6 protein-coding genes are annotated in these 12993 nt (G+C 70.7%); 1 reads left to right on the forward strand and 5 read right to left on the reverse strand.

Going from position 1 to position 12993, the window contains the following annotated elements; genetic code table 11:
• Positions 1-86: 86 nt before the first annotated feature.
• The 5 genes from OG310_RS02315 to OG310_RS02335 all read right to left on the reverse strand — a co-directional run bounded on the left by OG310_RS02315 (position 87) and on the right by OG310_RS02335 (position 11025).
• Positions 87-3740, reverse strand: a complete 3654-nt coding sequence (locus OG310_RS02315) for a glycoside hydrolase family 3 C-terminal domain-containing protein (RefSeq protein ID WP_329454177.1) — start codon at positions 3738-3740, stop codon at positions 87-89.
• Between the two features lie 1067 nt (positions 3741-4807).
• Positions 4808-8050, reverse strand: coding sequence for an alpha-mannosidase (locus OG310_RS02320; RefSeq protein WP_329454178.1), 3243 nt, complete (start codon positions 8048-8050; stop codon positions 4808-4810).
• A gap of 28 nt (positions 8051-8078) precedes the next feature.
• On the reverse strand, positions 8079-8891 hold the full coding sequence (locus OG310_RS02325; protein ID WP_329454179.1) for a carbohydrate ABC transporter permease: 813 nt from the start codon (positions 8889-8891) through the stop codon (positions 8079-8081).
• Entirely contained in the window at positions 8888-9844 is a 957-nt protein-coding gene (locus OG310_RS02330; RefSeq protein ID WP_329454180.1) for a carbohydrate ABC transporter permease, read from the reverse strand. The genes OG310_RS02325 and OG310_RS02330 overlap by 4 nt, the downstream gene beginning before the upstream one ends.
• Positions 9832-11025, reverse strand: coding sequence for an ABC transporter substrate-binding protein (locus tag OG310_RS02335; RefSeq protein ID WP_329454181.1), 1194 nt, complete (start codon positions 11023-11025; stop codon positions 9832-9834). The genes OG310_RS02330 and OG310_RS02335 overlap by 13 nt, the downstream gene beginning before the upstream one ends.
• Before the next feature lie 829 nt (positions 11026-11854).
• Between OG310_RS02335 and OG310_RS02340 the strand changes: the two genes are divergently transcribed.
• Positions 11855-12877 carry a LacI family DNA-binding transcriptional regulator gene (locus OG310_RS02340; protein ID WP_329454182.1) on the forward strand — a complete coding sequence of 341 codons (1023 nt, stop codon included), beginning with the start codon at positions 11855-11857 and terminating at the stop codon, positions 12875-12877.
• Positions 12878-12993: the final 116 nt, after the last annotated feature.

Below are 12993 nucleotides of genomic sequence, written 5' to 3' on the forward strand. Positions count from 1 at the left end.
GCCCCTCCCGCCCACGGCGGGAGGGGCGCCGTCCCCGCTACGGCACGGCCAGGGCCTTAGCGGGGAGCGTCGTCACGTGTCCGTGGTCAGCCTCCGATCCCGATCGAGAAGATGTGCATCGCCAGCTGGCTGTTGGTCGCGGTCTTGCTGACATTCGGCAGGGTGACGGCCTCAACCGTCTTGCCCGTGCGCAGTGGCACTGTCACACCGTAGGTGTGCACCTGCTGTGTCTGGTGGCCGCCGGAGTTGTTCAGGTACGCGAGCGTGGCGGCGAAGTCGCTGCCCGCGGGCGCCGACGAGCCCCACCAGTCCCCGAAGCCGAGCGAGTAGGTCTGGGTGGTGCCGTCGGTGTAGAGGACGGTGCCCGATCCGGAGGAGGCGCCGAAGTCACTGGTGCCGATGAAGCCCAGCGTCGCTCCCGAACCCCGGACATGTACGGCCTGGCCACTCGCGACGATGTTGTCGGGCTTACCGGTTCCCGCCGTCGCGGGCCACGGGAAGGTGACCCCGTCGTGGGTCGCGTTCTGCCCTGCCGTGTATCCGGCAGCCTCCAGGGTCTGTTCCGAGAAGCTGGCGCCGCCGCCGTCCAGGCTGCCGGTGCCCGGAGTGGCGTCGTCGCTGATCCCGGAGTTGTCGTAGGCGGCGGCGACGGAGGCGTACGGCACCGTCACCGGCGCCTGGGCGCTCTGCCGCCCGTTGGGTGTGGTGACGGTGGAGTCGAGGGCGAAGGACGCCGGGTCGACACCCTCGGGGACCGTCACCTGCCACGTCGTGCTGACGGCCTGGCCGGCGCCGACCTCGGCGAAGGTGGCCGGTGTGCTCGCCGCGGCGGTCCAGTCGCTCGGTGCGGCGAGTGCGACCGTCACGCCCTTGACCGGCTTGCCGGCGCCGTTGGTGTAGGTGGTCTTCGCGGTGAATGTGGAGCCCGCGTCCGCGATGGGCGGCGCGCCGAGGGTGAGCGTGTTCCGCACCACGACGGGGGTCGTGCCGCTGACACCGTTCACGGTGACCTTGATGGTGGCGGTGCCGTCGGCGACCGCGTGGACGCTGCCGTCGCGGTCCACGGTGGCGACCTTCGGATCGCTGCTGCCGTACGTGACGTGCGCGGTGGACAGGTCGACGAAGGACTCGTCGTTGTTGACGGCCTCGACCACGTTGTCCGCCGTCACCGACAGGTCGCGCTGTTCCTTGCTCGCGTCCGTGTCGTCCTTGATCCACTTGTTCTTGCCGGTGAGGTCGAATGTGTCGCCCGCGTTGTGGACGACGTCCTCCGGCTGGACGGTGACGTACTGGACCTTCCGTTGGAGTGCCCCGGTGACCTTCACCTTCGCGGAGCCCGCGAGGGTACCCGCGTCGGGGCCGACCTGGAAGCCGTAGGCCCCGTCGTAGACGGTGTCACGCGACGCCTTCGCGTCCCAGAAGGCCAGATCGGGGACCTTGACGGGGATGGTGATGTGCTGGGTCGCGCCCGGTGCCAGCGACTTCGTCTTCCGGAAGCCCTCAAGGCGCTTGTCCGGCAGTTGTACCCCGGCTTCGGTGAACTGCGTCGCCGCGTACAGCTGGGCGACCGTCGAGCCGGCCGTGGTACCGGTGTTCTCGATGTCGAAGCCGACGTCGACCGTGCCGTTCGCCGAGACCGACTTCTTGTCGGCCTTGATGTGGGAGTAGGCGAACGTGCTGTAGCTCAGGCCGTATCCGAAGGGGTAGGTGGGCGTGCCGGTGAAGTACTGGTAGGTGCGGCCGAGTCCACCGGTCTGGTCGGGTGTGAGGCCGTAGTTGGACTTGTCCGGCAGCTGTGAGTCGTCCTTGTACCAGGTGAAGTCCAGGTGCCCGGCAGGGTTCTGCTTGCCGAAGAGCACGTCGGCGAGCGCGTCGCCCTGGCTCTCGCCGTTGTAGCCGCTGAACAGGATCGCGGGAACCTTGTCCTTGACGTCGTCGATCTTCACCGGGCCGTCCGACTGGATGACCAGCGCGGTGTTCTTGTTGCCGAGCGCGGTGGTCTGGTCGATGAGCGAGTCGTAGTTGCCCGGCATGTCGAGGCTTGCCCGGTCCTTGCCCTCCGACGCGTTGTTCTCGTCGGTTCCGACGAACAGGACGACCAGGTCCGCTGCCTTCACGTCGGCCAGGGTCCGGTCGCTCAGCGTGGCGGCGCCGCTCGCCGTGGAGGAGGTGCCTGCCGCGTCGAAGACCACGGACGCACCCGGGTTCGCGGCCTTCACCGCGTCGGTGATCCCCTGGACGGCGTCGACCTGCTTGGTCGGTTCGCCGGAGTAACCGCCGAGCGTCACGGTGCCCGCCAGGTCACCGAGGATCACGATCTTGCCGGTCTTCGCTGGGTCGGCCGGCAGCAGCGGCCTGTCCGTGCCGGGCACCTGTCCGTTCTTCAGCAGGACGAGGGAGTTGTCCGCGACGGTACGGGCGAGGCCCTGGTGCGCGGGGGACTCGATCTGGTCCTTGGAGATCTTCGTGTAGGCGACCTTGCTCGCCGGGTCGAACTCGCCGGTCTGCATGCGGACGGTGAACACCTTGACCAGCGCGTTGTCGAGCACACCCTCGCTCAGGGCGCCGGCGTCGATGGCCTGCTGGACGTTGGTGGTCGTCGCCTCGTCACCGGTGCAGTTGAGGTCGGTCCCCGCGCGCAGCGCGTACGCCTCGCCGCCCGCCTGTCCGGTCATGGTCGCACCCGTGGTGGTGCTGGTCCAGGTCGGGCTCGGCTTGTGGTCGGTCGTCCAGCCGGGGGCCGCCCAGTCGTGGCCGCCGGGGAACTGCTGCCAGGTGGTGCCGACAGCGCCGCAGTCGGAGGTCACGTAGCCGTCGAACCCGTAGGTGCGCTGGGCGAGTTGGTTCGTGGTGTAGGTGTCGGCCACTGACGGGGTGCCATTGATCGCGTTGTACGAGGTCATCAGGCCCGAGACATGGGCGTCCTCGATCAGCGTCCGGAACTGCGCGGTGTAGTAGTCGCGCAGGTCGGTGTCATCGACGCCGGAGCTGATGCCGGTGCGGTTCTCCTCGACGTTGTTGAGCGCGTAGTGCTTCGCCGTGGCCGCGACCTTGAGGTATCCGGTCCGGGGTGTGCCGTTCTGGTCGTTGCCCTGGTAGCCGTCGACGAACTCGCCGGCCATCTTGCCCGTCAGGTAGGGGTCTTCGCCGAAGGCCTCGTCGGTGCGGCCCCAGCGCGGGTCCCGGTCGAGGTTGACGTTGGGGGCCCAGAAGGTCAGGGCCCCGTAGTCGTCGGCGGAGGGGCCGAGGTTGTTCTGCCCGCTGCCGAAGAGCGACGTGTCGTTGAAGCCGCGTACCTCGTCGGAGATGGCCCCGGTCTCCTGGTAGATCAAGGACGGGTCCCAGGTCATGGTGGACGCGAAGTTGACCGGGAAGCTGGTGGCGTGGATGCCGCCCTGTGCGCCGCCGTTGTTCTGGTCCGCGCCCAGGGTGTTGACGCCGTGCTGGCCCTCGCTCCAGTACGTGTACTGCTGCACGCCGAGCCGGGGGATGGCGGGGGCGCTGTTGGTGGCGAGCTGCTGGACCTTCTCCTGCAGCGTCATACGGGACACCAGGTCGGCCGCGCGCTCCGCGAAGGAGTAGCCGGTGTCGAGGTAGACCGGGGTCGTTGCCGCCGTGGGCCCGGAGCGTCCGGCGGCGTTCGCCGGGCCGTGCGCGGTGGCGGTGAGGCCGACCGTACAGGCCAGGGCGCACGCGGCGGCCAGTCCTGCCCGGCGCAAGCGGTGTCGTTGTCTGTCCATGGTTCCTCCGTCGCAGCGGTGGGGGTGACGTGAACGGCGGTACTCGCGGTGCTCGGACGAGTTGGGTGCGTGGGGTCGGTTCGCTGAGGGCTCGGCTGCGCGGACGTACAGCTCGTGCGCGGACGGGAAGGTGCCCGCCGGCTTGGTGGTGACGACCTTGACCTGGCGTGCGGCGGCCGGGGCGCGTGTTCGGAGGAGTGCGCCTTTCGGTGGCGTACGGGTCGTCTCGGCGGGACTCGGCACGGTCGTGTACGCGGTGTCGTCGAGCGGGACGTGGACGTCCGATTCGCCCCGGAGGCAACCGCTGGGGGTGGACAACCGATCCGGGTGAGGGTGGGGACCGCGCCGGGACCGGGACAGACCGCGCCCTTTTCGGACAACGTTGTCGCACTGGCGTGGTGCGTCCGGCCGTCCGGGGCGTGGACGGCCGCGGGGCCCGGCCGCGGGAGGGCGGCCCGCCCGCTGCCGAAGCGCTGCGGCCCCGGCCCGGCGGAGCCGGCCGCGTCCGCGCCGAGGGCCCGCCGTCCGGTCGGTGACAGCGCCGCGTGGGCGGCGGGGAAAACGTGTTCGTGCATGCGCGTCTCCGTCGTCTGGGGGAACGAGTGAGGGCGCGGCGTGCGTCGGGTGCGCCTGTGACGCCGCGTAACGCGATGGACACTTATTATGTTGGCGGAGGCAACTTATTGACGCAGCACACCAGTTGACAAGATGTGCGTCCGTAAAGGTTCGCTGATGTCGGCCCGGCCCTGGCCAGTCCATAGGGGTCACGGGCGGTCGAGGACCCCTCGGCACCCGTTTGTCAGCCGCGCGAACTAATGGCCGGTCCCGCCTCGACGAACCGGATCTTCCGACCCAGGGGAACACTTCCGGGCGCCGGACTCCCGGGGCTACCGGACGGTGAGCCCTCGATGGGCAGGCGGCAGGCAGGTGGCACGACGCGAGGACCCCCGTGCGGTGCGGACGTGACGTCCGCACCGCACGGGGTTCTCGCCGTGGCCGACACCCGGCCACGCTCGCGCCGCACCCGCCCGCGGGCCCTCGTCTCCCCGGGCCCGCGGGCGGCAGGGCTACGCGACGGGCACGACCCCCTCGCCGTCCTCGTCCCCTGTGCTGCGGCCCGCACCCGGGGTGACACGGACAGCGGTGCTGCCGAGCCGTGGGATGTCCACGAGTATGTCGTCCCCTTCGCGCGTTACCGGTCCCTCGGGGTCACCGAGGAGTGTGGCCCGCTCGGCGGCGGCTACCGGGAAGCCGCAGCGGAGGCGGACGGTCCGCGCGCTCTCGGCAAACGACTGCAGACGCACGAGGATGTCCGCGGACGCGGCCCCGTTCCCTCCCCCGCCCGACGCGGCGGGCACGACCGGCGCCGCATCGATGAGCCGTACGCTCGGATCGTCGACGGACAGCAGCGCGCGTTCGGCCGGATCGCCCGCGGCGGTTGGTTCGCCGTGCGCCGCGACGCCCACCAGCGGATGGTCGACCTCGTGGGCGGTGCGCAGGCCGAGCGCCTCCGCTTCGATGCTCTCGCCACTCCTGCGGACGCCGACGGCATAGCGGAAGGTCGTGTCGAAGGCCTGCTGGGACGGGAAGTTGGTGTCCCACAGGTTGTTGTGGACCCAGGAGTAGAGAGTGCCCGGCCGGCGGGGTGCCGTGGAGTCGGGGAAGGGCGCGTACGGCAGGGGGATGGTCTCGGGCTCGACCAGTGGGGCATCGCGGGTCACCCAGGCGACCGGGCCCTCGGCGTCGTCGAGGGTGACGAAGGAACGCACCGCGCGCATGTGCTGGGGAGCGCCGGGAACGTGCGCGAGTCCGCTCCCGGTGAGCGCGCCGGTGATCTCGTACCGGACCGAGGGGGCTTCGAGGGCGAACGGGAAGGCCAGGTAGGCGCTCTCCTTCGTCATGGTGGCGGGCTTGTCGAAGCGGTTGTCGAAGACCACGTGCGCGTCGTCGCGCCCCAGGCTGACGGTGGTCCGCGCGAGACTCACACCGTCCGCCGCGTACTCGTAGGTGAGGCTCCGGCCGAGGGCGTCGTCGCGGCGTTCGAGCAGGACGGCCGGCCTGGCGAGGGAACGGGAACCCAGGAGTTCCAGCTCGTCCGTCGCGGTCGTCTTGTTGGCCTGGTGGTTGAAGCCGCCCGCGGTGGTGTACGTGTCGTAGACATAGCCGTTGAAGCCCACCACGGCTTCCTGGTCGACGAGTTCACGCCCGGTGGCCTTCTCGGTGATCGACGCCACGCACGCACGCCCGAGGTCCACGCGCACCCGGAGGTGGTCGTTCTCCAGGACCAGGTCCTCGGCCCTCGGCAGCGGCGGCCGCCGGTCGCTTCCCGCGTCCTGTTTCCGGTCGGTGGGCGGTACCTCCGCCGTGCCCTGCTCCCCCGCTGTGAGGTCGAGCCTGACGAGCCCGAGCGGCGGGACGTCGGGCACCTCGACGTGCAGCAGACGCCCCGCGTCCCGGTGTACGGGGTTGGTCTGCGCCTCCGCGACGCTCGGCAGCGGCTTGCCTGTGCGGCCGTCGGTGACCGACACCGCCCGGTCCAGGGGGATGCGGCTCTCGCGCACGAACAGGGTGACGGCCGAAGTGCGCCGTGCCGACGTGGTGTTGACGGCCCAGTAGGTCGCGTCGGCACCGGGGGTGACGGGCAGCGCCGCGCCGAGTGCGGACGACGCGTGGTCGAGGAAGGTGTCCGCGTCGTTGTCGCCGTGCAGGGCGTATCCGTACTTCCAGTGCCACTGCTGCTCGCCGGAGCCCATGCCCGAGTCGCCGTGGGTCCACGGGTCGCCCGCGCCCCAGGTGTGTTCGTTGAAGAGCGAGACCGACCGGTACACGTCCGCAGCGCCGTGCCGGGCGTTCTCGGCGTGGGCGAGTGCGGCGGGTCCGGAGTCGCTCAGCGCCGCCATGCCGTAGAGGGTGGCGGCGTCCGTCACGGTGGACTGCGCGCGGCGGACCATGGCCTGCGGCCGGGCCCCTGAGCCGACGCCCTCCACCCACCAGTCGCCCCAGTCGCCCTCGAAGACGGGCACCGCGTCGCCGAGTCGCTGCTCGGCGTCGGTGAAGAAGTCGGTGTTGGTGGAGAGCCGCAGGGTCGGGGAGGCCCAGGTCTCGTTCCAGCGGCGTACGGTCTCGGCCAGGATCAGCCGCGGCGGCGCGTTGTCCCCGAAGTGGCCCTGGACCCGCAGGTGCAGGATGTCCCACGGGTACGGTTCGCGATGGCCCGCGGTCGGTCCCGGCGAGCCCACGAGCTCGGGCGGTATGGGGTACGGGTTGGTGGCCAGGGCGGTCAGGTAGGCGGGCAGCAGGTCGTCCACCATCGCGTAGGAGGTGTCGAAGCCCAGCACCGGGCCCTCCATGTAGGCGAGGCCGTGCGGGCTGTCCGTCATCCAGGTGAGGAGTTCGTTGCCCGACGGGGCGCGCCAGCGGAACAGGCGCGGCAGTTGGGCGCCGCCGTTCATGTTGGGGACGGAGCGCCCGGCCCAGTTGTGCGCCACGGACAGGTAGCGCACGCCGAGCCCCGCCAGCGCGTCGGGAAGACCCGCGACGGTGCCCGGCACGTCGGTCTGCATCGCGCTGAGGAAGTCGATGCCGTGGGCCTCCTTGACGGAACGGGCGAGCCGCAGGAGTTCGTGGAGCTCGTCCGTCGAGCAGGTGTCGGTGTGCAGGTTGTAGGGCATGGCCGTCAGCTCGATCTGCCCGGCCTTGACGCGCCGTACGAACTCCTCGACGCGCCGGGCCGGCCGTGCGGCCGCCCACTGCTCGAAGGACCACAGTGACTCCACCGCCCACCGGAACTTGGCGTTGTCGGGCCAGTCGTCGGTGGCACGGGTCAGGTCGAGGCAGGAGTCGAGGAACGCGACGTGCTCCCCGAGTACCGTGCCCTGCGGGTCGGTGTAGCCGATGTCCAGGTGCGAGTGGTGCACGAGGTGGATCGTCCACTCGCGCGGCGGTTCGAGGGTGAAGGCGAGTACGGCGGAGGCACCATGGCCGGTGGCGGTGATGCGCAGGTCCCGCGGCTCGGACTCCAACGGCAGCAGCAGCCGCCATCCGCCGGGGGCACTCACGGTCTGAACGGGCAGCGGGCCGTGGCCCGCCGCCTCGGCGGTGAAGGTCCAGCCGCCGGGATCCGCACCGTCGATCAGGATCCGTACGCAGCGTTGTGCGCCGGCCGGTGTGCGTCGCACGAGGTGTTCCGGCAGGGCACGGAACCTGGTGCTGCCGGCCTGGGCCGTGGCCGCCACCGCGAGGCCGACCATGCTCGTCCGGGCCTTTTCGGTCGACCACCGGCGGTCACGTACGAGGGCACGCGTCGTCATGTGCTGTCTCTCCCAAGGTGGTTCGGGGTCAGGATGTCAGGCGCAGGCTGTTGACGAAGAAGCGCTGGAAGACGAAGAAGAGGACCACGGTGGGCACCGACGCCACGAGGGCCCCGGCGAGTACGGCGGGTGGCCCCACCGTGGAGTAGTTCCCGCTCAGGTCCGCCAGCGTGGCCATCACCGGCCGCACGTTGGGGCTCAGCGAGAGGGTGATGCCGAAGAGGAGGTCGTTCCAGATCCAGGTGAACTGGAAGATGAACGCGGCGAGGAGCGCGTTCCTCGCCAGGGGCAGATGGATGGAGAGGAACATCCGCAGCCAGTTGACACCGTCGAGCTGGGCGGCCTCGGAGATCTCCCGTGGCACGGTCATCATGAAGTTGCGGTTGACGAAGAAGGCGAACGGCACGGTCAGCGCCACATACACCAGCACCATGCCGTACTGGGTGTCGTAGAGCCCGGTGCGGGCGAACCCCGTGAACTGCGGCGACAGGAAGGTCTGCAGCGGCAGCACGGTGCCGATGAAGATCGCCCAGAACCAGATCGCGGGGCGCCGGACCGGCATGACCGTGACCGCGAAGGAGGCGAGTGCCGCGATGACGACGGCGATAGCCGCCCCGGTGACGGCGTACACGAGTGTGTTGAGCAGGCCCCGGCCCACGGCGGCGCTGCTGAACGCGGCGCGGACGTTGCCGAGGAAACCGAAGGAGGCGAACCACCAGCGCGGGGACCCGGTGTACTGGCCCGAGGGCGTGAAGGCGTTCACGACCACCAGCCATGTCGGCACCAGCCACAGCACGGACACCAGGGCGACGAGGACGTGCCGTACCGCTCGGCCGGTCATGCGGCACCACCCCGCTGCGGCTGGACCTGGCGGCGCAGGTACAGCCAGGACGCGGCGACGACGACCGCCGTCAGGACGACGGAGACGGCGGCGCCGTACCCGTAGCGGTCCAGGGTGAAGGTCTCGCGGTACATCGTCAGGGCGAGTGTCTCGGACGCCGTGCCGGGGCCGCCCTGTGTCAGCAGCCAGACGATGTCGAACGTCTTGAGACTGTTGACGATGGACATGCCCACGACCACCACCGTCATGGGCCGCAACTGGGGCACGATCACCCGCAGGAACAACTGCACGCCCTGCGCGCCGTCGATCCGCGCGGCCTCCAGGGTCTCGACCGGGATGGTCTGCAGCCCGATGAGGAACAGGATCAGCGAGGCGCCGGTGGACTGCCAGGTGGTCACGACGATCATCACGATCGTGTTGAGCGGCCAGTGCAGCAGCCAGTCGTGCTGCCAGCCTCCGAGCCCCACCGCGTGCAGGCTCTGGTTGACGGCTCCGTCGCTCTTGAGCAGGAACGTCCACAGCAGGGCCGTCGCCGATCCGGACAGCGCGTACGGGATGACCACGGCCGTACGGGCCACGGCCCCCCAGCGCACCGAGTGGGTCAGCACCGCGAGCACCAGCCCGAGGAGCACGGGCAGGACCAGGGTGCCCGCCACCCACATGAGCGTGTTGAGCAAGGACCGGCCGAAGTCCGGATCCGTCACGAGCGCGCCGTAGTTGGCGAGTCCGACGAAGCGTGCGCTGATGCCGTTGTCGTCGAACAGGCTCCGGTAGGCGGTGACGGCGAACGGCACCACCAGCAGCACTGCGACGAGCGCCAGGGCGGGCGAGAGGAACGCGCCCACCCACACGGCGCGCCGGACGCCGCCGGTCCGGGGTGTGCCGGCCGGGGCTCCGGGCCCGCGCCGTGCTGTACGGGGAACCGCCTCGGCCTCGGTCGTCAGGACTTCCACGCCTTCCACTCCTTCTCGGCTCGTCGCTGCATGCTCTGAAGCGTCTGGGTGGCCCGGGCGGCCGTGGGCTGGATCATGAAGGCGCTGAGATCCTGCACATTGCCCTCGATCAGCACCGGCGGGGACGCCTCCCAGTAGCGGACTGCCTGGGCCGGCCGTTCCGCACGCACCTGGGCGGCGACCTGGCGCACCGCGCCCACATCCGGCAGTACCGCGGGGTCGGCGGACGTGTCGCGCAGGAAACCGGTCCACGCCTTCTGCACGGCCGGATCGAGCCAGGCCCGGGCGGCCTCGACGGCGGCCCCGCGCTTGTGTGCGTTCGCCGAGACCGCCAGGACGCCGCTCTCGACGAGTACCGACCGGTCGCCGCCGGGCGGCGGAGGCAGCAGGAAGGCCCCCAGGTCCGCGTCCTTGACCCCGGCGTCGAGGAAGGCTCCCGTGTCCCAAGTGCCGTAGAGGAACATGGCGGTACGGCCCTTCGTGAAGCTGCCGGGCAGGTCGGCCGCCGACACGTCGGGTGAGGAGAACGCCCCGCGCCGGTACAGATCGCTCCACAGCGCCATCGCCTGCCGGCATTCCGCGTCGGTGTAGGACCGCTTGCCCGCGGTGAGGTCCAGGTAGAAGCGGTGGTCCAGGCCGTTGACGAGTTGCTGGAACCAGATCGACGACTCCCAGGTCGTCGCACCGCCCGACGCGATCGGTGTGATGCCGCGCGCATGCGTGAGGTCGACGATGTGCAGGAACTCCTGCCACGTCGCCGGGACACCGACACCGAGCCGGGCGAACAGCGGCTTGCTGTAGAAGACGGCGTAGTACGACTTGTACAGCGGGACGCCGTACTGTCTGCCGTCGCTCGTGAACGACTCCCGCAGAGCGGGGTCCTCGCACCAGCCGCGGCGCTCCGCCTCGTCCCAGGCACCCGAGACGTCCGCGAGGAGCCCGGCGCGGGCGATGTCGCGCAGGCGGTACCCGTTCCACCACTTGATGAGATCGGCCGAGGAGTCGGTCTGCGCGGACATCCGGACGATCTGCTGGTAGTTGCTGACGTTCGGCACGGCCCGGGGTGCCAGCCGGTACCCGGCCCTGCGGAGCAACTGCCGGCCGGCGTCCTGGAACCCGGGCGCCCAACTGGGGTTGTCGTTGAACAGCGAGAGCACGTCGGACGGCGCCGGTCTTGACATCGTTCCCCGGGCGCAGGCGTTGAGCGCGAGACCGGCGGCCCCGGTGAGTGACGCGGCCAGCGCGGTGCGCCGACTCACAGTTCTCCGCATGCTGGTCAACCCCATCGGACTCCCTCGTCCCGGAATCACCGACCTGGTAAGTTATCGGTAACGTACAGGTGTCCTTGGGTTTTGAGAACAGGTTGCGTTGACGTTATCTCTGCGAGGTCGATGGCATGCGCGAGGACCCAGGGACCGTGGCGGGAGTCCCGCGAGACGATCCGACGCCCGGTCATCGAGCGTCCACCGACCCCGTCATCACCGGGTGCCTGAACACGGCGCGTACCAGCTTCCAGGCCACCCGGACCCGTGCCGTCGACGCACCAGCGGTCGACATATCCGGGGCCGTGCCCCGGGACACCGCCGGACGGCACATCCACGCGGCGGTTCCCGCTCCGCGCGCCCGGATCCCCGTCACGAACGTTACCGATAGCGTTGACGCAGCGATCGATGGCGGCGGCCCCGGGGACCTTCTGCCGCCGGCCCACCGCTCGACTCCGGACCGCCACCTCTGCGATCAACTCCGGGCGCCGACCCGGGCACTGGGCCCGAGGAGCATCGGGGCCCGCTCCCGCACGCGTCCGAACACACCACCACGGCACGGGCTGCCTGTACGGACCCTCGCGCACGCGGCGGAGGCGCCCGTGGCCACGCACGCCGCCGGCGGTCCCCGCGCACGCGCGGCAGGTGGCGGCCACTTCGTACACTGGGGCAAGAATCCCGCGGTCGCCGCGTACCGCGTACACAATCAGGGGCCGGTCCTGGCCCGTTGGGCGAAGGCGCAGGTGGTATGAGCACGCAATCCGACTCCGCGTCGTCCCTGACGATGCGGGACGTGGCCGAACGCCTCGGCGTCAGCACCATGACGGTCTCCCGGGCCCTGCGCGGACAGCCCGGGATCGGCGAGGCGACCCGCAGACGGGTCCTCGCCGAGGTCGCCGCGCTCGGCTACCGCCCGAACAAGCTCGCCAGGGGGTTGCGTTCCGGCGGCCCCAACGAACTGATCGGCCTTGTCGTCACCAACCTCGCGAACCCCTTCTACTCCCAACTCGCCGTGGGCGTGGAAGAGGTGTGCGTCCGCTACGGGGCGCGCGTCATGCTCGGCAGCACCAGCGAGGACCCGGACGTCGAACGCGACGTCGTGAGGGACCTGTTGGACCGCGGTGTGGACGGCTTAGTGGTCGTCCCCGCCAGCCACGACCACAGTCATCTCGGCGGGCCCCGGCTCCGCGAGACACCCGTCGTGCTCGCGGCCAGTCCGCCGATGGACATCGACGTGGACTGCGTGCTCGTCGACGACGTCGGCGGGACCCGCGCCGCGTGCCGCCGGCTCGTGAGCCGGGGCCACCGGCGCATCGGTTTCCTCGGGCTGCCGCCGTCCCTGTGGACGGGCTCGGAGCGCTTCCGCGGCTATGCCCTGGCGCTGGAGGAGGCGGGCATCGCGGTGGACGAACGCTACGTCAGCCGGCACCGGGGCGACAGCGCTCTCGCGGAGCAGGCCGCACGCGCCATGCTCGCGCTGCCTGATCCCCCGACCGCGCTGATCACGGCCAACAACCGCAACACCGTGGGCGCGCTGCGTGCCCTGCGTGACCGGCCGGAGGGCGGGAACCCGGTGGCCCTCGCGGGGTTCGACGACATCGAACTCGCCGACATGCTGCACCTGCCGCTGACCGTGGTGTCGTACGACGCGGCGGAGGTCGGGAGGGCCGCGGCCACGCTGCTGTTCGAACGTCAGCGCAGCACGACGCCACTCCAGCCGCGACGCGTCACCATCGCGACGAAGCTCATCGACCACCCGATGCCCCGGTAGGCCCGCTTCGCCGCCGGCGCGTGCGACCCCGCAGGGCTCCGGCGCCTGGCGCGGCGGGCGGGTGTGCGCGGACGGTTTCGCCGTCCGCGCACAGCCCCCACGGGCGGGGGCCGCCG

Source organism: Streptomyces sp. NBC_01497, assembly GCF_036250695.1.
In the GTDB taxonomy this organism is placed as follows: Bacteria; Actinomycetota; Actinomycetes; order Streptomycetales; family Streptomycetaceae; genus Streptomyces.